The sequence below is a fragment of the Rhizobacter sp. Root404 genome, assembly GCF_001425865.1.
In the GTDB taxonomy this organism is placed as follows: Bacteria; Pseudomonadota; Gammaproteobacteria; order Burkholderiales; family Burkholderiaceae_C; genus LMDS01.
Window position 1 is genome coordinate 40,899 of sequence record NZ_LMDS01000001.1, and the last position, 24,513, is coordinate 65,411.

General features: G+C 67.9%; 25 protein-coding genes and 4 pseudogenes. 22 read left to right on the forward strand and 7 right to left on the reverse strand.

Annotation, left to right across the window (positions count from 1 at the left end; translation table 11 throughout):
• Positions 1-23: 23 nt before the first annotated feature.
• Positions 24-653: a tRNA-uridine aminocarboxypropyltransferase gene (locus ASC76_RS00205; RefSeq protein WP_056460663.1), complete on the reverse strand. Its 630-nt coding sequence runs from the start codon at positions 651-653 to the stop codon at positions 24-26.
• A gap of 125 nt (positions 654-778) precedes the next feature.
• Between ASC76_RS00205 and ASC76_RS00210 the strand changes: the two genes are divergently transcribed.
• Entirely contained in the window at positions 779-1,147 is a 369-nt protein-coding gene (locus ASC76_RS00210) for a DUF1428 domain-containing protein (protein WP_056460666.1), read from the forward strand.
• A gap of 27 nt (positions 1,148-1,174) precedes the next feature.
• On the opposite strand, the gene ASC76_RS00215 is transcribed toward ASC76_RS00210, so the two are convergent.
• Complete coding sequence (locus tag ASC76_RS00215) at positions 1,175-2,302, reverse strand: CaiB/BaiF CoA-transferase family protein (RefSeq protein WP_056460669.1); 1,128 nt, start codon at positions 2,300-2,302, stop codon at positions 1,175-1,177.
• A gap of 221 nt (positions 2,303-2,523) precedes the next feature.
• On the opposite strand from ASC76_RS00215, the gene ASC76_RS00220 reads away from it, so the two are divergent.
• Positions 2,524-3,684, forward strand: a complete 1,161-nt coding sequence (locus tag ASC76_RS00220) for an acyl-CoA dehydrogenase family protein (protein WP_056460672.1) — start codon at positions 2,524-2,526, stop codon at positions 3,682-3,684.
• Positions 3,685-3,749: 65 nt separating this feature from the next.
• Here the strand turns inward: ASC76_RS00220 and ASC76_RS00225 are convergent.
• From ASC76_RS00225 to ASC76_RS00235, 3 genes and pseudogenes are all read right to left on the reverse strand, one after another.
• Positions 3,750-3,968: pseudogene (locus tag ASC76_RS00225) on the reverse strand (mandelate racemase); the annotation flags it as partial.
• 90 nt (positions 3,969-4,058) lie between these two features.
• On the reverse strand, positions 4,059-4,715 hold the full coding sequence (locus ASC76_RS00230) for a DUF6064 family protein (RefSeq protein ID WP_056460678.1): 657 nt from the start codon (positions 4,713-4,715) through the stop codon (positions 4,059-4,061).
• A gap of 150 nt (positions 4,716-4,865) precedes the next feature.
• Positions 4,866-5,750: a LysR substrate-binding domain-containing protein gene (locus ASC76_RS00235; RefSeq protein ID WP_082548593.1), complete on the reverse strand. Its 885-nt coding sequence runs from the start codon at positions 5,748-5,750 to the stop codon at positions 4,866-4,868.
• 98 nt (positions 5,751-5,848) lie between these two features.
• Between ASC76_RS00235 and ASC76_RS00240 the strand changes: the two genes are divergently transcribed.
• The 10 genes and pseudogenes from ASC76_RS00240 to dctA all read left to right on the forward strand — a co-directional run bounded on the left by ASC76_RS00240 (position 5,849) and on the right by dctA (position 15,070).
• On the forward strand, positions 5,849-6,388 hold the full coding sequence (locus ASC76_RS00240) for a DUF4865 family protein (RefSeq protein ID WP_157615163.1): 540 nt from the start codon (positions 5,849-5,851) through the stop codon (positions 6,386-6,388).
• Between the two features lie 121 nt (positions 6,389-6,509).
• The gene (locus ASC76_RS00245; protein ID WP_056460687.1) at positions 6,510-7,871 is read left to right on the forward strand and encodes an HD-GYP domain-containing protein; all 1,362 of its coding nucleotides are present in this window, start codon (positions 6,510-6,512) and stop codon (positions 7,869-7,871) included.
• Between the two features lie 56 nt (positions 7,872-7,927).
• A complete protein-coding gene (locus ASC76_RS00250) occupies positions 7,928-8,485 on the forward strand; it encodes a hypothetical protein (RefSeq protein WP_056460690.1) in 558 nt (185 codons plus the stop codon).
• Between the two features lie 191 nt (positions 8,486-8,676).
• Positions 8,677-8,844: pseudogene (locus ASC76_RS26475) on the forward strand (VOC family protein); the annotation flags it as partial.
• Positions 8,845-8,876: 32 nt separating this feature from the next.
• Complete coding sequence (locus tag ASC76_RS25975) at positions 8,877-9,149, forward strand: hypothetical protein (RefSeq protein WP_056460693.1); 273 nt, start codon at positions 8,877-8,879, stop codon at positions 9,147-9,149.
• Positions 9,150-9,401: 252 nt separating this feature from the next.
• Positions 9,402-10,262, forward strand: coding sequence for a MaoC family dehydratase N-terminal domain-containing protein (locus ASC76_RS00260; RefSeq protein WP_056460695.1), 861 nt, complete (start codon positions 9,402-9,404; stop codon positions 10,260-10,262).
• Between the two features lie 13 nt (positions 10,263-10,275).
• Positions 10,276-11,454, forward strand: coding sequence for a CaiB/BaiF CoA-transferase family protein (locus ASC76_RS00265; protein ID WP_056460698.1), 1,179 nt, complete (start codon positions 10,276-10,278; stop codon positions 11,452-11,454).
• A 1-nt stretch (position 11,455) separates the two neighbouring features.
• On the forward strand, positions 11,456-12,280 hold the full coding sequence (locus ASC76_RS00270; protein WP_056460701.1) for a CoA ester lyase: 825 nt from the start codon (positions 11,456-11,458) through the stop codon (positions 12,278-12,280).
• Positions 12,281-12,311: 31 nt separating this feature from the next.
• Entirely contained in the window at positions 12,312-13,658 is a 1,347-nt protein-coding gene (gene pcaB, locus ASC76_RS00275; protein WP_056460704.1) for a 3-carboxy-cis,cis-muconate cycloisomerase, read from the forward strand.
• 80 nt (positions 13,659-13,738) lie between these two features.
• A complete protein-coding gene (dctA, locus tag ASC76_RS00280) occupies positions 13,739-15,070 on the forward strand; it encodes a C4-dicarboxylate transporter DctA (protein WP_056460707.1) in 1,332 nt (443 codons plus the stop codon).
• A gap of 23 nt (positions 15,071-15,093) precedes the next feature.
• Here dctA and ASC76_RS00285 read toward each other — a convergent pair whose 3' ends face one another.
• The gene (locus tag ASC76_RS00285) at positions 15,094-16,023 is read right to left on the reverse strand and encodes a LysR family transcriptional regulator (protein ID WP_056462954.1); all 930 of its coding nucleotides are present in this window, start codon (positions 16,021-16,023) and stop codon (positions 15,094-15,096) included.
• A 93-nt stretch (positions 16,024-16,116) separates the two neighbouring features.
• Between ASC76_RS00285 and ASC76_RS26405 the strand changes: the two are divergent.
• From ASC76_RS26405 to ASC76_RS00325, 10 genes and pseudogenes are all read left to right on the forward strand, one after another.
• Positions 16,117-17,163, forward strand: a pseudogene (locus ASC76_RS26405) (4-oxalomesaconate tautomerase); the annotation flags it as partial.
• A gap of 48 nt (positions 17,164-17,211) precedes the next feature.
• Positions 17,212-18,183 (forward strand): tripartite tricarboxylate transporter substrate binding protein, encoded by a 972-nt coding sequence (locus ASC76_RS26410; RefSeq protein ID WP_305815375.1) that lies wholly within the window; start codon positions 17,212-17,214, stop codon positions 18,181-18,183.
• A gap of 55 nt (positions 18,184-18,238) precedes the next feature.
• The gene (locus ASC76_RS00295; RefSeq protein WP_056460711.1) at positions 18,239-19,333 is read left to right on the forward strand and encodes a porin; all 1,095 of its coding nucleotides are present in this window, start codon (positions 18,239-18,241) and stop codon (positions 19,331-19,333) included.
• A gap of 111 nt (positions 19,334-19,444) precedes the next feature.
• Positions 19,445-19,705, forward strand: a pseudogene (locus ASC76_RS00300) (shikimate kinase); the annotation flags it as partial.
• A 451-nt stretch (positions 19,706-20,156) separates the two neighbouring features.
• Positions 20,157-20,396, forward strand: a complete 240-nt coding sequence (locus ASC76_RS00305; protein WP_056460717.1) for a PepSY domain-containing protein — start codon at positions 20,157-20,159, stop codon at positions 20,394-20,396.
• 16 nt (positions 20,397-20,412) lie between these two features.
• Positions 20,413-21,084, forward strand: coding sequence for a response regulator transcription factor (locus tag ASC76_RS00310; RefSeq protein ID WP_056460720.1), 672 nt, complete (start codon positions 20,413-20,415; stop codon positions 21,082-21,084).
• Complete coding sequence (locus ASC76_RS00315; RefSeq protein ID WP_056460723.1) at positions 21,081-22,412, forward strand: ATP-binding protein; 1,332 nt, start codon at positions 21,081-21,083, stop codon at positions 22,410-22,412. The genes ASC76_RS00310 and ASC76_RS00315 overlap by 4 nt, the downstream gene beginning before the upstream one ends.
• Positions 22,413-22,487: 75 nt before the next feature.
• Positions 22,488-22,856, forward strand: coding sequence for a hypothetical protein (locus tag ASC76_RS00320; protein ID WP_056460725.1), 369 nt, complete (start codon positions 22,488-22,490; stop codon positions 22,854-22,856).
• Between the two features lie 3 nt (positions 22,857-22,859).
• Positions 22,860-23,024, forward strand: a complete 165-nt coding sequence (locus ASC76_RS24980) for a hypothetical protein (RefSeq protein WP_157615166.1) — start codon at positions 22,860-22,862, stop codon at positions 23,022-23,024.
• A gap of 56 nt (positions 23,025-23,080) precedes the next feature.
• Positions 23,081-23,290 carry a hypothetical protein gene (locus ASC76_RS00325; RefSeq protein WP_056460728.1) on the forward strand — a complete coding sequence of 70 codons (210 nt, stop codon included), beginning with the start codon at positions 23,081-23,083 and terminating at the stop codon, positions 23,288-23,290.
• Positions 23,291-23,582: 292 nt separating this feature from the next.
• Here ASC76_RS00325 and ASC76_RS00330 read toward each other — a convergent pair whose 3' ends face one another.
• Positions 23,583-24,494 (reverse strand): LysR family transcriptional regulator, encoded by a 912-nt coding sequence (locus ASC76_RS00330; RefSeq protein WP_082548597.1) that lies wholly within the window; start codon positions 24,492-24,494, stop codon positions 23,583-23,585.
• Between the last annotated feature and the right edge of the window lie 19 nt (positions 24,495-24,513).

A 24,513-nucleotide genomic window follows, 5' to 3' on the forward strand; every position in this document is an offset into this window, starting at 1 on the left:
GCATCGCCAGGGTTAACCCGGCGTCAGACGCCCGGGTGTGGGCGCCCGTCGTGCGGCAGTCGGGCCGCCACGCCGGCGACGAAGCGTCCGAACGCGTCGAGCAGGGGCGCGGCGTCGAAGGTCGGACCCTCCAGCATCGCCAGGGCGTGCACGGTCGCTTCCAGCGTCGAGACCTGGTCGGCGCGCCGTGCCGCGCGGATGGCGCGGTAGCGGGTGGGTGCCGGTGCGTCGAGCGACAGCCGCGGCAGCGCGGCCAGCGCCGGGTGCTCGAGCAACATCCGCAGGCTCTTGCGCCACGTCGCGTCGAGCACCACCAGCCGCACGGGTGTCGCGCCGGCGGTCGCCGCCGTTGCAGCCGGCGCCGGCGCTGCGGGCACGTCGGGGTACAGCAGCCGCGTGTCCCGCCCGGGCCGCCACAGCAGCGCCTGCAGCGCGTCGGGTGCGAAACGCTCGCCGACCGCGACCTCGCAGTGCGCGAGCGACAGCCGCAGCAGCGCCACGCTGTTCTTCGCCTGGCGCTGTTCCTGCGGGTGTTGCAGCACCAGCACCTCGGTGACGTGCGCGGTGGGCGCCGCCAGCGCGCACAGGCAGGTCGGCGGCGGACGCAGGCAGCGCGGGCAGGTCGCGCGAGCGGGAGTGGACGTGCGGGTCAAGCTCGCATGGTCGCACGCCGCCTGTCGGGCGGATGATGTCGATCCGGCGTCCCGTCGCTCGTCGATGAGATGCGCGGCGCCCTCAGGTGGGCGCGCCGACCGGTCAACCTCACAGGAGTGCAGACATGTCCTACATCGATGGTTTCGTGATCGCGGTCCCCACCGCCAACAAGCAGAAGTTCATCGAGCATGCGCGCCAGCTCGACCCGATCTTCCTCGAGCTCGGCGCGATCCGGGTGATCGAGGGTTGGGGCGACGACGTCCCCGACGGCAAGGTCACCGACTTCCGCCGCGCCGTCCAGGCCACGGCCGAGGAGACGGTGGCCTTTTCATGGGTCGAATGGCCGGACAAGGCCACGCGCGACGCCGGCATGAAAAAGATGATGGAAGACCCGCGGATGGACCCGTCCGCACCCGGCAACCTGCCCATGCCGTTCGACGGCAAACGCATGATCTTCGGGGGCTTCGAACCGGTGGTCGAGGTGAAGGCCTGACCGGCGCGAGGGCGGCGAGCGTTCCACTCAGCCGCCGGGCCGGCGCGGCGGCAGCTCGGCGTGCTGCCCGATGTCCGGCAGTGCGGCGAAGGTCGGCTCGTCCCACTCGGTGACGTAGGGCGGCGCCGGCACCTTGACGGTCATCCCGTGGACGTCCATGTCGCGCGTTCGCAGTTGCGGATGCTGGATCAGGTCGTGCACGGAATTGATCGCACCGAACGCCGTCTGCGCCTCGGTCAGGCGGTCGACCGCCTCGGCGTAGGTCAGCCCCGAGAAGACCTGCTGGACGCGGGCCTCGAGGTCGTCCCGGTTCGCGGTGCGCCGGCTGTTGCTGTCGAAGCGCGGATCGGTGGCGAGCTCGGGCAGGCGGACCACCGAGGTGCAGAAGCTGACCCACTCGCGCTCGTTCTGGATCGACAGCACGATGTCGCGGCCGTCGGTGCAGGTGAACGCGCCATAGGGCGCGATGCTCGGGTGCTTGAGGCCGACGCGGTCGGGTGCGCTGTTGCCGTAGCGCGCCTGCAGGTACGGCACGGCCATCAGTTCCGCCGCCGAATCGAACAGCGAGACCTTGATGCCGCTGCCGGTGCCGGTGCGGGCCAGCTGCAGCAGGGCCTGCTGGATGCCGATCAGCGCGTTCATGCCAGCCGTGATGTCGCAGATCGACACGCCGATGCGGCCCCACGGCCCGGGCGCGCCGCTGACCGCGACCAGGCCGCTCTCGGCTTGCACGAGCAGGTCGTAGGCCTTCAGGTTCTTCAGCGGGCCGCTCTCGCCGTAGCCGGAGATGTCGCAGGTGATCAGCCGCGGGTGGCGCGCCCGCAGGCTGTCCGAGCCGAAGCCGAGCCGCTCGGCGGCCCCCGGTGCGAGGTTCTGGATGAACACGTCCGCGCCGGCGACGAGCTCCGCCAGCGTCGCCTTCGCGTCCTCCTGCCGCAGGTCGAGCGCAACCGACTCCTTGCCGCGGTTGATCCAGACGAAGTACGACGACTCGCCGTGCACCGCCTTGTCGTAGCCGCGGGCGAAGTCGCCCTCGGGCCGTTCGATCTTGATCACCCGCGCGCCGGCATCGGCCAGGCGGCTCGAGCAATATGGGGCCGCCACCGCCTGCTCGAGCGCGACGACGACGATGCCTTGCAGAGGTTTGATGGTCATGGGCGGCGAAGGTTGGGGTGCCGGGAGAGTGGATCACACCGTGCGGGCGCCATCCACGGGGTGCGCCCCCACGTTGCGCCAGATTGAGCTTCCCTCCGCCGCGAGACTCCCGCATGCTCGGTGTTTTCCATCCGCGCAGGGGCATGCACGTGAGCAGCGAAGCAGGGACGCCTCGCGATCCGCGCCCAAGCCGACATCACCTCTGCCTGAACCGCCACGCCATGCGAACCACCCCCGAGAGACACCCGGAAATCCGCGACGCCATCCGCGGCCTGTGCGCCGACTTTCCGGATGCGTACCACCGCGACGTCGACGCCCGGCGCGCCTACCCCGAGGCCTTCGTCGCCGCGCTGACCCGGGCCGGCTGGCTCGCCGCGATGATCCCGACCGCCTACGGCGGCTCCGGGCTGGGATTGTCCGAGGCGAGCGTGGTGATGGAGGAGATCAACCGCTGCGGCGGCAACGCCGGCGCCTGCCACGGTCAGATGTACAACATGGGCACGCTGTTGCGCCACGGCTCCCCGGCCCAGAAGGACCTGTACCTGCCGAAGATCGCCAGCGGCGAGTGGCGGCTCCAATCGATGGGCGTGACCGAGCCCACGACCGGGACCGACACCACCCGGATCAAGACCAGCGCCGTGCGCCGCGGGGACCGCTATGTCGTCAATGGCCAGAAGGTGTGGATCTCGCGGGTGCAGCACTCCGACTTCATGATCCTGCTGGCGCGCACGACACCGCTGGCCGAGGTGCGCAAGAAGACCCAGGGCCTGTCGATCTTCATGGTCGATCTGCGCGACGCGGTCGGCAACGGGCTGACGGTGCGGCCGATCCCGAACATGGTCAACCACGAGACCAACGAACTGTTCTTCGAGAACCTCGAGATCCCGGCGGAGAACCTGATCGGCGAGGAAGGCCAGGGGTTCCGGTACCTGCTGGACGGGCTGAACGCCGAGCGCACCCTGATCGCCGCGGAGTGCATCGGCGACGGCCACTGGTTCATCGACCGGGTGTCGGCCTATGTCAAGGACCGCGTCGTGTTCGGCCGGCCGATCGGCCAGAACCAGGGCGTGCAATTCCCGATCGCCGAGGCCTACATCGAGGTGGAGGCCGCCAACCTGATGCGCTGGCAGGCCTGCGACCTGTTCGACGCGCACCAGCCCTGCGGGGCCGAGGCCAACATGGCCAAGTACCTGGCCGCCAAGGCGAGCTGGGAGGCGGCCAATGCCGCGATCCAGTTTCACGGCGGGTTCGGCTTCGCCTGCGAATACGACGTCGAGCGCAAGTTCCGCGAGACCCGCCTGTACCAGGTCGCACCGATCTCGACCAACCTGATCCTGAGCTTCGTGGCCGAGCACCTGCTTGGCCTGCCGCGCTCCTTTTGAATGAAGGCGGTTCGGCCGGCCCGGTGAGTCGCGCGGGCCGTGTTGGCATCGGCCCCGTCAGGCGATCAGCCGGCCATCGCCTTCATCTCGCGGAACAGATCCGCCTTGCCTTCGAAGCCGATGCCTGGCAGATCGGGCAGCGTGACGTAGCTGTTGTCGACCTTCACGCCATCGGGGAACCCACCGAACGGCTGGAACAGGTCGGGGTAGGACTCGTTACCGCCAAGGCCCAGGCCAGCCGCGATGTTCAGCGACATCTGGTGGCCACCGTGCGGGATGCAGCGCCTGGAATTTCATCCGGGAGATGAGACCCGCGGATCAGCGAGCGCGGCATTCATCTCTGAACCCAGCATCGCCGCGCCGTCGCTGATCCCTCACTTCAATGGTGCCTTCGTCCAGTGCAGTGGACGAGCCCGCAAGATCAGGGCAATGCCGACCGCAGCGGCGGCGAGGAGTGTCAGATCCGGAGGAACATCAAAGAAGAGCGCCGCTTGTGCTCCCACAAAACACCATGCGACAGGAACGGCGAGAGGCGCGCGCGGGTACGGAGCAGTGAGGAGCGAGAGCATCCCAACGGTAAACAACGCGGTGGGGCAAGGCAGGCCAAATGTCGGCAGTTCAGGGTAGCGATGGCCGGCAACAATGGACCACGCCGGATAGACGGCCAGGGCGAGCACGATCAAGCCCATTCCGAGCATTGGCCACGCCCCGACAGTGGCGTGGAAGCGAAGTCGTCGCTGAATGACTCCTTGCCGAATGAACACACTCGCACCGACTACTGACGCGGCCGCGAAAGCGTAGGCAAGAGGGTTGACGGCCGCAAAGAACGCGAGGTGGTAGGCAAGACCGGTCCACAGCCACAGGAAACCGAGGATTGCCGAAATGACGACACCGGAGTGGCGATGCGGTCGAACTGCCAAGTAGACAGCGAGGAGCGCGATCGCCAGGAGCAGGACTTGTGTGGGCCAGACGGCAATGTTGTATTGACGGATGACGCCAAAGAACTGGTCAATGGTGAGAGGGATGTGCATGCTCAAATCCAGGAGACCGACGAATGGCGCCAGCGATGCAGCGCGTCGCCACCACCTCTTCTAGTTGACGCGCGCACGCGACGAATTGCGCAGAATCAAGATGCACCCGTGTGCCGCGATGTAGCGCATGCGGCACTTGATACGCTGGCCTTAACGACCTCGTCGGGACGCACCGCCCTCGGCCAGGCCGCCCAGCGCGGCTTGCACCAGCGCTTCCAGGGCTTTCACGGGCTCCGCGGCCCGCAGATCGGGGCGCGTCACCGACAACACCGTGCTGCGCAGTGCCGGCAGTCCGAGATCCTCATCGACCTGCCGGGCGGCTCGCGGCGCGCCGAGGTCCATGCGGGCCGTGACGCCGACGCCGGCCGCGTCGGCCGCCCACATCGCAGTCACGCTCGCGGTACTGAAGGCGACCGTCCAGGCGATGCCAGCGCATTCGAGGGCGGCCAACGCATCGTCCCGATAGATGCACGGCCCGTCAAGCAGCACCAAGGGCAGGGGGCTTGGCCGATGCCACTCGAAGCCGCGTCGGGCGTGCCAGTGTGACCGGCGCTCCACCGACAGCGTGGCGCGGGCAGGCGCACGTCGCGAGATCACGAGGGCCAGGTCGAGCTCGCCGCGTCGCGCCAGCGTCGAGATGGTCGCGTTGCGCTCGATGACGGCCGTGACGCCCACACCAGGGTGGGCCCGGCGGTAGCGCTGGAGCGTACTGGCCAGCTTCGACGACGCGAAGTCCTGGGGCATGCCGAAGCGCACATGGCCCGACAACGCCTTGGTCCCCAGGTCCGCCTCGGCTGCCTGCGCCGTGGCCAGCAGCACCTTCGCGTGCCGCAGGAGCGCCTGGCCTTCGTCCGAGAGCCGCATGCCGCGAGCCCCCCGGACGAACAGCTTTCGGCCCAGGCGGTGTTCCAGCGCGGCGATCTGCAGGCTCACCGCGGACGGGGTACGGCTGACCGTTTCGCCGGCGCTGCTCAGCGTGCCGCCTTGGGCCAGTGCCACAAACGAACGGAGGGAAGGGTGAATCAGGTGGGACATGGCGGGGTGAGCCGTGGCTTCAGCATTGAGCTTATCTCAATGCTGAACCCGGATGTTCTCGCTGGACCTGACGGCCCCGCTCACCTAGCCTGCGAGGCATGGACCTGCTTCAGTACAGCTTCACTCTCGATCCCGGCCATCCCATGGAGGCCGTGCGCGAGCGCGTGGTGGCCAAGCGCCATCTGATCGATGGATTGCACGGGCTCAGGTGGAAGGCCTGGATGATCTCGGAGCCGCTGGCCGGCCGCGACCAGCCCAAGACCTATGCACCGCTCTACCTGTTCGACAACACGCAGGCCACTGTCGCGTTCCTGCGCGGCAGCATCTACAAGGGCGTGACGGACGCCTTTGGATGGACCTCGCCGCTGCACGGCCACGTGGAGGAAGCTGCGCTGTGCGCACTTGGCGACGCGAAGTCTTGCGCCGTTCACACCACCCAGTTGCACGATCACCAGTCGCTCCAGGCAGCAAGTGCCGCCCTTGAACCCGCGGCCGACGCGATCCTCGTCGCACGGCTGCTCGACGTCTCGCGGATGGTGCTGCGTCGCTACACCTTCCGGACCGTCGTGCCGAACGTGGTGGACGACGGGGACGCTGAACTCGTCTACGAGGTGGTCGCCGTGTCGTCCCCCGGCTGACCGGCAGGGCCGGGTCGAGGCTCGCCGCCGAAAGGCGTGGCTTCCACCAGCGGAAGGTCATTAGTGATGAGCGTCAATCATATTTCTCTCAAGGGCGCGCGCCAACCGCCGAAAGCACAGGGTGGAGAACCCATCCGACACCGTCAACCCGCACTACCTGAGCCATGTCCTCGCGACGTCGACCACTCGCGACGTCGTGGTCACCGAAGACATCGTCTCCGGAAGCGGCATGAAACTGTTGTCAAAGGGGGCGCGGATCGACGAGAACACGCGCGAACGGCTCCTGGCGCACAAGTTGCGCCTGCCGCTGGAGGACTGTGTTCAGGTCGTCGATGGCGTCATTCCGGCCAGCTTTGAGCCTGTCGCAGAGCGGCTTCTGGCGGCCCACCCGCTCCTGAAGGCGCTCTGCGCGTCGAGCCGTGGGCGCACGGTGTCGGCGTCGGTCGCATCACTGGCACTGTCGCTTCCCATGCAATCGCTGCTGACGGTGCAGTCGCAGTTTCAGCAGGCTCGCCTGGACCACTTTGTCGGCGTCGCGATCCTGGCGTTCGCGCTGGCGCGCCGTCTGTTGCCGGACCAGGTCGACCGCCACCGCATGCTGGCGACCGCCGGACTCGTCCACGACGTCGGCGAGCTCTACATCTCACCCGACTATCTGAGCAAAGGCTCACGTCTCACGCCCGAAGGATGGCGCCACATCGTGACGCATCCGCTGGTCGGGCACCGTGTCCTGTGCGACATGGTCGGCGCGGGCCGCTCCGTCGCCGCCGCCGTATTGCTTCACCACGAGCGACTCAACGGATTCGGCTATCCCCGCAGCGTGGCGGGCCATGCGTTCGCGCTGGACGGGCAGATCCTGGCCGCAGCCGAATGGCTGATGGCGCTGGTGGAGTCCGGAAAGTCGCCGCTGGCTCGGGCGCGCATGGCGGAGCGGCTCGTTCCCGGGGAATTCAGCGAGGTCTTGCTGCAGGCGGTGGCCAGCGCCGCACGCCTGCACGAAGACGAGGAAGTCGAACTGGGCGAAGCGCTTCCACTGGAGGATGCGATTCCGCGGATCGAGCGCCTCGCCGCGACGCTGTCACGTTTTCGCAGCATGCGCGAATGGATCGACGAGCGATTGACCACCGCCGACGGCGAACTTCGGGAGGTCCTCTCTTCCGGAGTGAACCGCCTGGTGCGAATCCAGACTTCCTTCTCGAGCACCGGTCTCGATGCCCAGGATCCCAAGCACCTGATGACCGAACTGGCGTCGCTCAAGCAGCCCAAGGTCTACACCGAAGTCATGACGCTGATAGGGGAACTGGAGTGGCGCATGCGCGAGCTGGAGCGCGACCAGATGCTGCGGTCCAGCCGGTTGCTCGGTCGCGACAACATGGCCGTGGTGAGCGATGTGATCGGGCGATTGAAGGGACTGGATCCCGCTGACGATCCCGTGGCCCCGGCAATCGCTGCGCTTGATCCACCGTCCGGATTCAGTCGGTAGCTCGCGTCGGGGCGCCGCACGCACAATGGCGGACTGCCGATCCCCGATGCACCCCCATGCCGCACTGTTCTCGCCGCCACCTGTTCGTGGCAGTTCTCGGCGCCGCGCTGCCGTGGCGAGCCTGGGCCGGGTTCAATTTCTGGAACAGCGAATACACGGCCACGCGATCCGAACTGCAGGCCACGATCGCGACGCGATTTCCGCTGTCACAGCGGTACGCTCAGATCATCACGGTGGGACTCAGCGACCCTCAACTCGGACTGAACGCCTCGGCCAACCGCGCGGCCATCACGGCCCGTGTATCGATTGCCAGTCCGCTGCTGCGTGCGGGCCTGGTCCGTGGCACCGTTGAGCTCAGCAGTGCGTTGCGCTACGACGTCGCAATCCGCGCCTTGCGCCTGGAGCAGCCCAACGCCGAGCGCCTGGAACTGCAGGGTGTCGGCGGCGCGGACGCCGAGCGGCTGCGGCAGGTCGGCGGCCTGGTCGCTCAGGAGTTGCTGCAAGGTCAAGTTCTTCGCACGTTCACGTCCGAGGAGCTGAGCTTTGGAGGAAAGACCTACGAGATCGGCGACATCACGGTGCTGGACGACGGCATCAAGGTCCAGCTGAAGTAGCCGGCCGGGATCGAGCCGCTGTTGTGAGGCGGCATGCAGATTCCCGAGACGTCGGTACCGCAGCGAGTGCGGCCATTCGAGCGCGCGGGTACCGTCCCCGCTGTCTGTCAGGGCAGGACACACGCCTTATGCTGCACGCGTGCATGACGATTGAATGAGAGGGACCCTCGATGGGCGCGTCGAAATTCAGAATGGGGAGGCTCGACCATGTCCACGTTCGAGTGCCCAATCGGGCTGAGGCGGCGAGTTGGTATGCCCAGCATCTCGGTTTTGAGCCTGTCGACAGATTTGACTTCTGGGCCAACAGCGTTGCAGGCGGTCCGCTGCAGATCTCCGCGGATGGTGGCGCGACCATGCTCGCGTTGTTTGAAGCCACCGAACACCAATTCCCATGGTCCCGCAGACTCAAGGGATCGCGTTCAACCTCGATGCCGATGCGTTCATCACCTTCGGCCGCTCGCTGCCCGGCGCGATCAGGGACCCGTCAGGACAGCCACTGGAGCTGCATCACATCGTCGATTTCGATCTGTGCTGGGCTTTCAATCTGACGGACCCGTGGGGCAACCACTACGAACTGAATTGCTACGAGTACGAGCGCATAAGAAGAGAACTCGTGGAAGCCCGGAACGTCGAGCCGCAGCGCTATTGGCCGCGTGGTGATTGACGCGCCGGCAAGCGGTCGCCCGCGAGACGTGATCGGAACACCGGTGACGAGGGCGCCTCGGCTCTCCGTGTCGATGCTGATTCGCTAGACCCGCGCGCGGCAGGCGGACGTCGAGTTCCCGCCCGGTCACCGGTCGTGCCAATGATGCTCCGTGCGCATCAATCGTTTCGAATCTTGCAATTCCATGTTGGGCATGGGCTGGTCAAACTGCGTGTCATGAGTTGCCGCCTCGAGGCACTACCAGGAGACGCCATGCACAACGCAGAAAGCCCGTTGACCGAATGGATCGGTCGCAGCGAGACGGTCGAAGATGCCGCCTACCCGACGCCCGCGATGGCGCTCACCGCGACGCTCGATCATCCGCCCGCCACGCTCGCAACGGGCAGCCCGCTCCCACCCCTGTGGCATTGGCTGTACTTCCTGCCGCTGCATCGGCAATCGCACATCGGCCCGGACGGCCACGCCAAGCGCGGCGGCTTCCTCCCGCCGGTGCCGCTGCCGCGGCGCATGTGGGCCGGCAGCCAGTTCGAGTTCCGCTCCCCGATCCGGATCGGGGACCGGCTGGTGCGCACGTCCACGATCGACGATGTGACCACCAAGGACGGGCGCACCGGCCAACTGGTGTTCGTCAAGGTCCGGCATGAGGTGCGCACCAACGGCGCTACCGAGCCGGCGCTGGTCGAGTTCCACGACATCGTCTATCGCGAGGCGCAACGGCCCGGTGACATCGCTCCGCCACCGCAGAAGGCCGAGGCGAACGCGCCGTGGCAGCGCGAGATCGTGCCGGACGACGTGCTGCTGTTCCGCTACTCGGCGCTCACGTTTAACGGCCACCGCATCCACTACGACCGCAAGTACGTGACCGAGGTCGAGGGCTATCCGGGCCTGATCGTCCACGGCCCGCTGATCGCCACCCTGTTGATGGACCTGCTCCGACGCGAGCTCCCGCAGGCCGAGGTGGCGAGCTTCCGGTTCAAGGCCGTTCGGCCGACCTTCGATCCGCATCCGTTCCGCGTCAACGGCGAGCTGCAGCCCGATGGCAAGACCGTGCGCCTGTGGGCGCAGGACCATGAAGGGTGGCTGACGATGGATGCCACCGCCACCTTGCGTTGAAGGAGCGACCCGCATGCAACCCCTCAAGGGCCTCACGGTCGTCACCCTCGAACACGCCATCGCCGCGCCGTTCGCGACCCGGCAACTCGCCGACCTCGGCGCCCGCGTCATCAAGATCGAGCGGCCCGGCGCCGGCGACTTCGCACGCGCCTACGACTCGCGGGTGCGTGGCCTGGCCTCGCACTTCGTCTGGACCAACCGCTCCAAGGAGAGCCTGACGCTCGACGTCAAGCACCCCGAGGCCGCCAAGGTGCTCGAACGCCTGGTGCTCGAGAAGGCCGATGTGGTGGTGCAGAACCTCGCCCCCGGCGCGGCCGCGCGGCTCGGGCTCGGCTACGAGGCGCTCGCCGCGAAGAAGCCGGGGATCATTGTCTGCGACATCTCCGGCTACGGCGGCGACGGCCCCTACCGCGACAAGAAGGCCTACGACCTGCTGATCCAAAGCGAGGCCGGCTTCGTGTCCGTCACCGGCACGCCGGACGAACCCAGCAAGGCCGGCCCGTCGATCGCCGACATCGCCGCGGGCATGTACGCCTACACCAACATCCTGGCGGCGCTGCTGCAGCGCGGCCAGACAGGCAAGGGCCAGCACATCGACATCTCGATGCTCGAATCGCTGGCCGAGTGGACGAGCTACCCGCTCTACTACGCCTTTGACGGCGCGCCGCCGCCGCCGCGCACCGGCGCCAGCCACGCGACGATCTACCCATACGGGCCGTTCCCGACCGGCGGCGACGGCACGGTGATGATGGGCCTGCAAAACGAACGCGAGTGGCTGAAGTTCTGCGAACTGGTGCTGCAGCAGCCCGGCGTGGCGACCGACCCGCGCTTCACCGGCAACGCCAAGCGCGTCGCCAACCGCGATGCGCTCAAGGCGCTGATCACCGAGGCCTTCGCGTCACTGACTGCGCCGCAGGTGGTCGAGCGGCTCGAGGCCGCCCAGATCGCGAACGCGCGGGTCAACACGATGCACGAGGTCTGGGCGCATCCGCAGCTGAAGGCGCGCGGCCGCTGGCGCGAAGTCGGCTCGCCGGCCGGTGCGCTGCCGGCGATGCTGCCGCCCGGCACGTGGGACGAGGGCCCGCGCATGGACCCGGTGCCCGCCCTCGGGGAACACACCGACGCGCTGCTGGCGGAACTCGGGCTCGACGCCGCGGCGATCCGCGCGCTGCATGCGGCCGGAGCGGTCTGACATGAAGGCTCCCGTCGCCCGCACCTACTTGTTCGTTCCCGGCAATCGGCCCGAGCGCTTCGCGAAGGCGCTCGAGAGCGCGGCCGATGCCGTGGTGATGGACCTGGAGGATGCCGTGGCTGCCGATGACAAGTCGAGCGCGCGTGACGCGGTTGCCGCCCACCTGGCCGGCATGGCACCGGAAGCGCGCGGCCGCGTCGTCGTGCGCATCAACGACATCGCGAGCAACTGGTGCGTGATGGACCTTCGCGCGCTGCTGCACGCGGGCGGAACGCGAGTGATGCTGCCGAAGGCCGAAGCGCCGGCACAGATCGCAGCGGTTCGCGGCGCGTTGCCGGATGCCGATGTGCTGGCGTTGATCGAGACCGCGCGCGGCGTCGCGGCCGCCGGGCAGATCGCCGCCGCCAGCGGGGTCACCCGCCTCGTGTACGGAACGCTCGACTTCGCGCTGGACCTCGATCTCGACATCGGCACCGGCGACGAGGGCCTGGCCTACGCGGCGGGTCGCATCGCCGTCGCATCGCGTGCGGCCGGGCTGGCTGCGCCGGTGGCCGGCGTGACGCCACAACTCGACGACGAGGCGCGGCTGCTGGCCGACCTGGCGCAGGCGCGCCGCTTCGGCTTCGGCGCGAAGCTGTGCATTCACCCGAAGCAGGTCGACCCGATTCATCGGGCCTTGCAACCCAGCGCGGCGGCCATCGAATGGTCGCGGCGCGTGCTCGCGGCCGAGGCCGCCTCACCCGGCGCGGCCCGGCTCGACGGCCGCATGGTCGATCGGCCGGTCGTGCTGCAGGCCGAACGCATCCTGATGCGCAGCGGCCACTGATTCGTACCCACTTCAAGCAACGGAGACAACCATGGCATCCACCATCATCGACTCGACGATCTTCCAGGGCATCTTCAGCAGCGATGCGATGCGCGAAGTCTGGTCCGACGAGAACCGCACCCGCAAGTACATCGACATCGAACGCGCGCTCGCCAAGGTGCAAGGGCGGATCGGGCTGATCCCTCAAGAGGCGGCCGACGAGATCATCAGCCACTGCCATCTCGACCAGATCGACATGGTGAAACTGCGCGCGCAGACCGAGCGCATCGGCTACCCGATCCTCGGCGTCGTCTCGCAGCTCAACGCCCTGTGCCGCGACAAGCTCGGCGAATACGTGCACTGGGGCGCGACCACGCAGGACATCACCGACACCGCGACCGTGCTGCAGATCCGCGAGGCACTCGCGCTCGTCGACGCCGACCTGTCCGCCATCTCGAAGACCATGGCCGACCTGGCGCGCAAGCACCGGCTGACGCCGATGATCGGCCGCAGCAACCTGCAGCAGGCCATCCCCGTGACCTTCGGCTACAAGATGGCCGGGCTGCTGTCGGCGATCGAGCGGCACCGCACGCGCCTGGAGCAACTGCGTCCACGCGTGCTGGTGGGCGAGTTCGCCGGCGCGGCCGGCACGCTCGCGTCGCTCGCCACCGGGGCCATGGAAACGCAGGCCGGGCTGATGGCGGAACTCGGCCTCGGCCAGCCCGACATCGCCTGGCACACCATCCGCGACAACATCGCCGAGGTCGGCTGCTTCCTCGGGCTGGTCGGCGGCACGCTCGGCAAGTTCAGCATGGACGTCAAGCTGATGATGCAGACCGAGGTCGGCGAGGTCTTCGAGCCGTTCGCGCACGGCCGCGGGTCGAGCAGCACGATGCCGCAGAAGCGCAACCCGATCAGCAGCTGCTACATCCACGCGCAGGTGTCCGTGGTGCGCCAGCATGCGGCGGCGTTGATGGACGCGATGATCGCCGACCACGAGCGCAGTACCGGCCCGTGGGAGATCGAGTGGATCGTCCTGCCGGAGGCCTTCTGCCTGATGGCCGGCGCGCTGAAGCAGACGCGCTTCGTGCTCGACGGGCTGGAGGTCGACGAAGCGCAGATGCGCGCCAACATCGACATGACCGGCGGGCTGGTGATGAGCGAGGCCGTGATGATGGGCCTGGGCAACTTCATCGGCCGCGAGTACGCGCACGACCTGGTCTACGACATCTGTCGCGTCGCCGTGAAGGAAAAGCGGCCCCTGCTCGACCTGCTGTGCGAGCACCCCGAGATCAACAAGCACCTCGACCGCGCGGCGCTCGCCAGGCTCTGTGATCCGTCCAACTACCTCGGCCAGTCCGGCGTGATGGTGGACCGGGTGCTCAGCAAGTTGCGCTAGCCCACCCACGCCACCGAGAGGCATCAGGCCGGCACAGACCGGCTCGCCGTCGCACGCCATCCGCCGCAGGAGACAACGCCATGAAACACCTCAAACACCTCTACGTCCAGGTCCTGATCGGGCTGGCGCTGGGGATCACCGTCGGGCACTACTGGCCCGAGTTCGGCGCAGCGCTGAAGCCGCTCGGCGACGGCTTCGTCAAGCTCGTCAAGATGATGATCGCGCCGATCGTGTTCTGCACGATCGTCAGCGGCATCACGTCGCTGAACGACTCGAAGGAGATCGGCAAGACGTTGCTGAAGTCGATGGGTCTGTTCTACGTCCTGACGATCCTGGCGCTTTTCACCGGGCTCGCGGCGGTGATGCTGCTGCAGCCGGGCCACGGCATGCACATCGACCCGGCGCACCTGGACGCGTCGGTGGCCGCCAAGTTCGGCAACAAGGCGCCGCAGGGCTTCACCGAGTTCGCGCTGCACATCATTCCCCACTCGTTCTTCGGCGCCTTTGCCGAGGGCGAGGTTCTGCCCGTGCTGCTGCTCGCGGTGCTGTGCGGCTTCGGTCTGACGCGCATCGGCCAGGCTGCACGCCCCGTGCTCGACAGCATCGACGGCTTCTCGCACATGCTGTTCGCCGCGTTCGGCTTCATCATGAAGCTGGCTCCGCTCGGCGCCTTCGGCGCGATGGCGTTCACCGTCGGCCGTTACGGGATCAAGTCGATCGGATCGCTGGGCCTCCTGATCGGCACGTTCTACGTGGCGTGCATCTTCTTCGTCGCGGTGGTGCTTGGCCTGCTGGCGCGCATGCATGGCTTCAAGCTGTGGCAGCTGATGCGCTACATCCGCGAGGAACTGCTGGTCGTGCTCGGAACCTCGTCGAGCGAGCCGGTGCTGCCGCGCCTGCTCGTGAAGCTGGAGCGTCTCGGGTGCAAGAAGGGCGTCGTCGGACTCGTCCTGCCGACGGGCTATTCGTTCAACCTGGACGGCACCGCGATCTACCTCACCTTGGCCTCGATGTTCATCGCCCAGGCCTGCGACATCACGCTGTCGTGGGCGCAGATCTTCTCGATGCTCGGCGTGATGCTGCTGACCTCGAAGGGCGCGGCAGGCGTGACCGGCAGCGGCTTCGTCGCGCTGGTCGCCACGCTGACCGTGATGCCGGACCTGCCGGTGGCCGGCGTCGCGCTGATCGTCGGCATCGACCGCTTCATGTCCGAGGCGCGGGCGCTGACCAGCACGATCAGCAACGCGGTGGCCTGCATCGTGGTGTCGATCTGGGAGAACGCCTGCGACCGCGAGACCTTGCAGCGCGAACTCGGCGTCGACTACGGCCGAACCGAGGAGGCGCTCGAGGAAGACGGCGCGGGCATCGTTCCGACGCCGGCCGGCACGCTGCCGGTCAGCGCACTCCACTGAGGTCGCACGCACCGGTTCGGCGGTCAGGCGGCGCGCGAAGCGGGAGGCTTCGCGCGCCGCTGGCCTTTCATCTCGGTGAAGAACTCGTAGATCTGGAGGGCGGCAGGCGAGAGCGATCGCCCCTTGCGCCGGATCAGTCCGATCCGCCGCGTGATGACCGGATCGACCAGCGGCACGCTGACCAGCAGCGGATGGTCAGCCGCCGGCATTGCCATCGAGGGCACCGCCGCGACGCCCAGGCCAGCCTCCACCAGCCCGAGCATCGTCGTCACGTGCTGGGCCTCGAACAGGATCTGCGGGCCGTTGGCCAGGCCGGACAGTGCCTGGTCGAGCAGCAGCCGGTTGCCTGACGATTTGCCGACCGAGATGTAGTCGTACGCGGCGAGTTCCGTCCACGAGACGCGCCGCTTCTTCGCGAGCGGGTGGTCACGCCGGCAGGCGGCGACGAACCGCTCCTCGAGCAGCGGCTTGAACTCGATGTCCGGTTCCTGGCTGCCGATGAAGTTGAGACCGAAGTCGGCCTCGCTGCGCGCGACCGCCGAGAGCACCTCGTTCGCGCTCGCATCGAAGACCTTGATGCGGATCTTCGGGTAGCGCTCGTGATAGCGCGAGATCACTTGCGACAGGTAGTAGTAGACGGTCGACGGCACGCACGCGATCGTCACTTCGCCCATGCGCGTCGCCGCGATGCCGCGGATGCCCAGCAACGTGTTGTCCAGGTCGTCGAGCAGGGTCTGCACCTTGCGGTCGAACTCGCGTCCGACGGCGGTGAGGCTGACGCGTCGCGTCGTGCGATCGAGCAGACGCACGCCCAGCGCCTGCTCCAGCTTCTCGATGCGCCGGCTGAAGGCGGGCTGCGAGATGTGGATCGCCTCCGCCGCCTTGCGGAAGTTGCTGGTCTCGGCCACCGCCCGAAAGGCCTGCAGGTCGTTCAGATCGAAGTTGATCGCCATGACGTCGGGCTCCTTGGAGTGATCGACAGTGTGCATCAATCGATCCCAATTACGCAATTCACAGGCAAGTATCTGGCCGCGATGATCCCGTCCATGAACAAGAGCCTGCCCTGTGTCCTGATGCGCGCCGGAACATCGCGCGGTCCGTTCTTCCTGCGGGAATGGCTGCCCGAGGACGACGCCACCCGTGACGAGGTGCTGATCGGCGCCGTGGGTGCGTCCGACCCGTTGCAGCTCGACGGCGTGGGTGGCGGCAGCACGCTCAACAGCAAGGTGGCGATCGTCTCCCGCTCGGCTCAGGAAGGCTGCGATCTGGATTACCTGTTCGCGCAGGTGGGCGTCGGCCAGCGCTCGGTCGACACGCGACCCAACTGCGGCAACATGCTGTCGGGCGTGCTGCCGTTCGCCATCGAGCAGGGGCTGATCGAGGCGACGGAGGGCACCACCACGGCGCGGGTGTTCAACGTCAACACCCGCTCGCGGATCGACGTGACGGTGAACACGCCGGGTCGGCGCATCACCTACGACGGGGATGCGCGCATCGATGGCGTTGCGGGCACCGCCGCACCGATCCGCCTCAACTTCCTCGACGCCTGGGGCGCCGTCACCGGCAGCGTCTTCCCGACCGGCCAGCGCATCGACCTGATCGATGGCACGGCGGTCACCTGCATCGACGCGGCGATGCCGCTGATGATCGTCAGAGCCGCGGACCTGGGTGTCACCGGCGCCGAGACGCCCGCGGAGCTGGACGCCAACACCGCGCTGCTCGTCAGGCTAGAGGCGCTGCGGCTGGTCGCCGGCGAGCGCATGGGCCTGGGCGACGTCTCGGCCAGCGTGATCCCGAAGCCGGTGCTGGTCAGCGACGGTTACGGCAGCGACAGCATCACCTCGCGCTACTTCACGCCCCGGCGGTGCCATGCCTCCCATGCGGCGACCGGCGCGATCGGCGTCGCGAGCGCATTCGCCCTGCCGGGGACGGTGGCGAGCAGCCCCGTGCCTGGGAGCGGCAAGCGCGCGATCGTGGTGCTGCATCCCGCGGGGCAGATCGACGTCGAAGTCGAGCTCGAGGGCAGCGGCGAGACCGCGACCATCCGCACGGCCTCACTGGTCCGCACCGCCCGAAAGATCTTTCAAGGGGAACTGCATATCCCCGACTACGTTTTCTCAAGACCGACCCAAGGAGACTCCATGAACCTGCAGCAACTCATTGCCCCCGCGCTCGCCGCAGGGATCACCGCTCTCACGGCGCCGGCCGCGCTGGCGGCCTTTCCGACCAAGACGATCACCATCGTCGTTCCGACTGCTGCGGGCGGCGGCAACGACGCGATGGCGCGGACCATCGCCCAGAAGCTCGGCCCACTGCTCGGCCAGACGATCATCATCGACAACCGTGCCGGCGCCAACGGGTCGATCGCCAGCGAGTTCGTCGCCCGCGCCACGCCCGACGGCCACACGCTGATGCTCGGCTACATCGCGACGCACGGAATGAACCCGGCATTGCAGAAGCTGAAGTACGACCCGGTGAACGACTTCGAGCCGATCGGGCTCGTCGGCTACTCGCCGACCCTGATGGTCGCGAATGCCGCGGTCGGCGTGAAGGATGTGAAGGACCTGGTTGCCCAACTCAAGGCGAAGCCCGACCGGTACACCTATGCGTCGGCCGGCAACGGCACGGCGCCGCACTTCGCGGCCGAGCTCTTCAAGCTGAACGCCGGCGTCGTCATGCTCGGCGTCCCGTACAAGGGCGCGGCGCCTGCAATCAGCGACACGATCGGCGGCCAGACGCAGTTCATGTTCCCGAGCCTGTTCACGGCGTACCCGTTCATCAAGAACGGCAAGCTCAAGGCCCTGGCCGTGGCGGGGCCCAAGCGCGTGGCCAGCCTGCCGGACGTGCCCACCCTCAAGGAGGCCGGCGTCGATGGCGTCGATGTGACGCAGTGGTACGCCATCTTCGCGCCGGCGAAGACGCCGAAGGCGGTGGTGGACCAGCTGAACAAGGCGCTCAACCAGGTCCTCAGCGACAAGGAAGTGATCAAGCGCATGGAGGACCACGGCGCCGATGTCTCCACCAGCACGCCCGAACAACTGCGCACGCTGGTCGCAAGCGAGCTCGTGAAGTGGAAGGGCGTCGTGCAGAAGGCCAAGCTGACGGCGGAATGATCCCGCGGTCTTGCTGGGAACCCCGTTTCGATAACAACTCAACTGGAGACAACTCATGATCGACCGACCATTCACACGCCTGGCCGTGTCCCTCGCCGTCACCGCCCTCAGCGCGCTCGCCGGGTCGGCGCGGGCGCAGTCCTCGGTCACGATGTTCGGCGTTGCCGACCTGGCGGCGCGCAGCGTGCACAACGAGGGCGCCGCGGCGATGAGTTCGCTCGTCAGCGGCAGCAACTCGACCAGCCGCATCGGCTTTCGCGGCATCGAGGACCTGGGGGACGGACTCAGCGCCGGCTTCCATCTGGAATCGGGCATGCTGCTCGACACCGGCAGCAACGTGGGCGGCAATCAGTTCTTCGACCGGCGGGCGACCTTGAGCCTTGCCAGCCGGACGCTCGGTGAAGTGCGAGCGGGCCGCGATTTCGTTCCGTCCTATGTCGGTTGGACGCGCTTCGACCCGTTCAGCTATGTTGGCGTCGCGGGGTCGAACAACCTGGTCAGCGCCAGCCCCGCCGGGCCGATCCGGTCCACCTTCGGCAGCGCTGCCAACACCACGGTGCGGTCCAGCAACTCGATCCAGTACATCCTGCCGGCCAATGCGGCGGGCATCGACGGCGGCTTGATGGTCGCCGCTGGTGAAGGCGCCCTCGCGGCGAGCGGCACGCACAGGGTCATGGGCGCGCGCCTCGGCTACGCGTCGGGCGCGATCGTCGTCAGCGCTGCGTTGACGCAGACGGAGAACAGCGCGACCGTGGCGGACAAGTTCAAGGACGCGACGATCGGTGCCTCGTACGACTTCGGCGTCGTCAAGCTGAGCGCGGCGTGGCGCCGGTTCAGCCTAGGCAGCCCGCGCCAGACAAACATGCTGCTGGCGGCGGTGGTGCCGATCGGTCTCGGCGACCTGAAGCTGTCATACCTGAAGGCCGACCTCGACGGTCGTGTCGGCGCGACGAACATCGGCACGGCGGACGCGACCCAGTGGGGGCTCGGCTACGTGTACAACCTGTCCAAGCGCTCCGCGCTGTACGCGACCGCGTCTCGCATCAGCAACGAGGGGGCCGCCACCTTCGCCGTACCCGGCGGCTCGGCTGCGCCGAAAGCGGGTGGCACGTCCAGTGGCTATGAAGCGGGGCTCCGGCACAGCTTCTGAGGCACCGGCCTCGACGGGCGGCTACTTGCGATGCTTCAGTGCGCCCGGGGTGATCTGGAGCCGACGACGCATCAGCTCCGTCCTGTGTGATGGGCTCGCAAAGCCGCACGCGAGCGCCAGGCGCTGGAGGAAGTGCTGCGAACCCATCCCGAATTCGTCATGGCCGCGCCCGGGGGCCTGGTGGCATCACCCGCCACCCTGCACATCCTGCTAACGAACTGCTGGACCATCTGGTTGCGCGCGCAACCGGAGGACCACATGAACCGGGTGATCCAGCAAGGGGACATGCGGCCGATGGTCGCCAGATCGGAAGCGATGGAGGATCTGCGCAGAATCCTGCAGGGCCGGGAGGCCTTCTATGCGAAGGCCGACTGAGCAGGGGTTTCGTTCGCCATGCGACAAGATTCTCGCGGAGGATGGGAGAGCCGCGGTGCATGGGCCCCGGCCGTCAGCACCTACGATCTGGCACCCTCAGGGCATGCCCGGTTTCGGCCACAAGCTGACCTCGGCCAGCGGCTGCTCTGCTGCAGCCCAGTTCCGTCCTCGTGCTCGTCGATGTCGAGCTAAGCACGCGACTGCGCATTAGGCAGCACGGGCGGTATCTGAACCAGCTCGTGGAACTGGGCCTCGTCCATCGCCCGCGATCCGGCATGTTTTCCGCCGGTGGCCACGGCAAGGAGGGCGTGGGTTATTGCGAGCATCCCTCGAGGCTTCATCTGAAGACGTGAGGCCGAAGCTGCGAGGCGGCTATCCCCGGCATTCAGCCTGGGTTCACGCATCCTGTGGGACGATCGGGGCCGAACCGCGAGTGCCCGGACTGCCCATGAATTTTCTTGCCAAAGCGCTGTGCGCCCTTTCGATCGCCGTGGCCGCCCCAGCCTGGGCCGACATCGGCCGCGACGAAGCCGCCGCCGTGGCGCAACGCGTTGCCAGCGGCCGCGTGCTATCGATCGACCGGACCGACGCCGACGGCCGCCCGGCCTGGCGGGTGAAGGTGCTGACCGGCAAGGGGGAGGTCCGCGTGATCTTGATCGACGCCGCGAGCGGGCGCGTCATCGGCTAAGCCCCGGGGAGCCGACATGCGCCTGTTGCTGATCGAGGATGAAGCGACGCTGCGACTCGGCCTCGCGCGCCAGCTCGAAGCCGAGGGCTACCGGGTTGACCAAGCCGCAGACGGCGCAGACGGGCTCTTCCTGGCGCGCGAATACCCGGTCGATCTGGCTATCGTCGACCTCGGGCTGCCGAAGCTGAGCGGCCTCGAGCTCGTCAAGGCGCTGCGCGCGGAGGGCCGCGCCACGCCGATCCTGATCCTCACGGCGCGCGGCAGCTGGCAGGACAAGGTCGTGGGCCTCGAGGCCGGGGCCGACGACTACCTCGTCAAGCCTTTCGAATACCCCGAGCTCGCGGCGCGCATCAAGGCGCTGCTGCGGCGCTCGACGCAGGCGACGTCCGACGTGCTGACGCTCGGCCGCTTCGCGATCGACTTCTCGGCGCAGAGCGCACGTCTGGACGGCCAGCCGGTCGAGCTGACCACCTTCGAATACCGGCTGCTCGAGCACTTGGTGCGCGAGCGCGCCCGCATCGTGACGAAGCAGGAGTTGTCGGACTACCTGTACCCGCACGACGAAGACCGCGACAGCAACGTCGTCGAGGTGTTGATCGGTCGCCTGCGCCGCAAGCTCGACCCGGGCGGCACGCTCGCGCCGATCGAGACCTACCGCGGACGGGGCTACCGGTTCAACCTCGCATGAGGGGCCCCGATTCGATACGCGGGCGCCTGATGGTCGGCGCCACCGTGGTCCTGATCGCCTTCGTGGCGAGCGCGGGTTGGGCTGTGCAGCGTGCCCACGAGCAGAGCGTGCGCACCGCCCGCTTCGCGCAGTTGCAGGGCACGGTGTACCTGCTCCTCGCCGGCCTCGAACTCGACCGGCGCGGCGCACTGGTCCTGCCGCCGTCGTTTCCCGAGCCGCGCCTGTCGTTCCCCGGATCGGGCCTGTACGCGAACATCGCCAACGTCACGCGGCGCGAGGGCTGGCAATCGCCGTCCAGCGTCGGGCTGGAGCCCCCATTCCTGCGCGATGTCGCGATCGGCCAGTGGCGCACGGAGATCGTCGCCGCCGGCGGCCGCGATTACCTGGTGATCGGATACAGCGTCAACTGGACCGAGCGCGCGCAGACGGCGGCGCTGGTGCTGTCCGTGGTCGAGGACAAGGCCGAGTTCGATCAGGAGGTCGCCGCGTTCCAGCGCACCTTGTGGACATGGCTGGGCGGTGCCGCGGTGCTACTGCTCGTGTCGCAGACGCTGCTGCTCGGCTGGGGCTTGGCGCCGCTGCGCCGGGTCGCCCACGAACTGCGCCGCATTGAGCAGGGCGACCAGACCGGGATCGAAGGCCGCTACCCGGTCGAGATCACGGCCTTGACCACCCGCATCAACACCCTGATCCACCAGGAACGCACGCGCCTGACGAAGTACCGCGAGGCCCTGAGCTTCCTCGCGCACAGCTTGAAGACGCCGCTGGCGGTGCTCCGTTCGGCGCTCGGTGAGCCCGAGCACCTGCCCGGCACTGTGAGCGACCAAGTCGCGCGGATGGACGCCATCGTCCAGCACCAGTTGGCGCGTGCAGCGGCCAGCGGTGCCTCGCGTTTCGCGCCCTGGCTGCCCATCGCCCCGGTGCTGGAGCGCATCCGTGATTCCCTGCTCAAGGTCTACGCCGAGAGGGGCCTGTCGTTCTCGTTCGATGTGCCGGCCGGGCTCGCCTGGCGGCTCGAGGAGGGGGATGCCTTCGAGATCTTCGGCAACGTGCTGGACAACGCCTGCAAGTGGGCGCGCACCCGGGTTGCGGTCAGCGCGCGCCGGGAAGGCGACGTGCTGTTCGTGAGCGTCGACGACGACGGCCCGGGGTTCGGCGACACCCGCGCCGTCCTGCAGTTGCACGTGCGTGGCGACGAGAAGATCCCGGGCCACGGCGTCGGCCTGGCGGTCGTCAACGACCTCGTGGCCGGGCACGACGGCGAGCTCGTCCTCGGCCGCTCGGCGCTCGGCGGCGGCCGGGTCGAGATGACGCTGCGCATGGCCTGAGGAATCTCGCGCTCGTTCAGGTGGCGTTCACGGGGGGTCGCGCAAGATGACCTTACCGCAACACAAGGAGCCACCATGCAGCGCCCCTTCCTCCAGAGACTCATCGCCTCCACCGTGCTGATCGGCGCCGTGCTCGGCACCGCATCGGTCGCGCATGCGAGGCCCGATGTGCAAGTCTCGATCGGTCTGCCGGGCCTCCCGGTGCTGCTGCCGCCGCCGCTGCCGCTGCCGCGCCCATTCTTCCGGGAGCAGCCGGTCTATGTTCAGCCGCGCGTCGTCTACCAGGCGCCGCCGGTGGTGTACGAACGCCCATGGCGGCCCTCGTACCGTTACGAGGCTGAGCGTGATCGCGAGTGGCGCCATCGCGGCTGGGAGCGCCGCGACCGGGACCGCCACGATCGCTGGGACCGCTCCCCCCACCACGACCACCGCGGCCGGGATTGAGCGATGAGTCGCAGCGAACTGTCCAATCAGCGCCAGCGTCTGCAGCGCAAGTTGGCTGCATGTTCACGCGGCTGGCACAGCGGGCGCGTCGACCGGCTTGAGGAAGCCCTGCGCGCGATCGAACGTGCGCTGGCCAAGACGGTGGCGCAGCGTTCGAAACCCCACTGAGCCAATTGCGTAGCAAGCCGGCCTCCACAGCAGCACTGCATATCAAGAGAACACACATGTTCAAGCGTCTGTCCCTCATCGCCCTCGGCGCAACAGTCCTGACCAGCCTGAGCGCCTGCGTGGTCGTGCCGCCCTACGGCCATGCGCCGCGCTACGTCCATGACCGTGACCGCGACGGCGTGTCGAACCGCCACGATCGTGATCGCGATGGCGATGGCGTGCCCAACCGCTACGACCGCCGGCCCGATAACCGCTACCGCCGCTGAGCCGGGCCGCGCGCGCGGCGTGGCCTGTCCGAGCCGCTGGCACCGGCTCGCCATCTCCCCGGTGCGCACCGGCAAGAGAGTTCGGCTGTACATCGCCTCGGAGCGACAGTCACAACGCGATCCAGCCGCTACAGGTTGACTGCGACAGACCCTTCTCGGCCATCCGCTGTTGTTGCAGGCTGTCGGCTTTCGGGCTTTGCAGCGCAAGCGCTGAGTGTGGGTGGTCCCGCTCCATTCCCGGCGCCGGGCCACGGTCCTGCGCAGACATCACAGGCGTCGATCGATGTTTGAATCATCCCGTAAGGATGGGCCGCAGGGCGTCGATTTCCTCGACAACGAAGTCGAACAGCGCAGACACGCGCGGCGTTCGCCGTAACTCGCGCGTGGTCAACAAGCGCCAGATACGGGACAGCTCGGCGACAGGCCCCAGCACCCGAACGAGATCGGGCTCCGCGTCGCCGATAGACAGCGGCAGCGGCCCGATACCGATGCCCGCCTTGACCGAGTAGATCAGGCCGAGAACACTGCTGCTGCGTGCTGCGAGCGGTGCATCCGGCGCCACGTTGCGCAGCCATTGTGCGATGCGGTGCCTGGTCATCGTGTCGTCGAAGCCGACGAGCGCGTGTGAGGCGAGGTCCTCGATGCCCGCGGGCTGCCCGTGGCGCTCGATGTAGGCCCGGCTCGCATAGACCGCCCAGATCGAATCGCCGATCTTGCGTCCCACCAGTTCGTCGTCGTCAGTGTCGCCCGAGCGCAGGGCGACATCGGCCTCGCCCTGCGCGAGGTCGACGTACTTGTCGCTCATCACGAACTGCACATGCAGCGCCGGATGCCGCGCATGAAAGCGATCCAGCAGCCCGGCCTGCGTGATGCGGTTGACGATCGGCTCAGGGCAGGTCAGGCGGATCACCCCAGCAGCCTCGGTGCCGAGCGTTCGCAGCTGTCGCTCGAAGGCTTGCACCGAGCGCTCGACGGCCTCGGCAAAGGGCAGCATCTCCTGGCCGAAGTCGGTCAGGCGATAGCCGCTCGGCTGGCGCTGCACCAGCGATTGCCCGATGCGGCGCTCGAGTTCGACCAGGCGGCGCTGCACAGTGGACTGGTCGACGCCTAGCGCGCGGCCGGCGGCCAGCGTGCTGCCATGCCGCGCCACAGCGAGCAGGTGCTTGAGATCGTCCCAGTCGAAGCGACTCGGGCTATGCGTCATTGCGGCCCCGTCCTGCAGT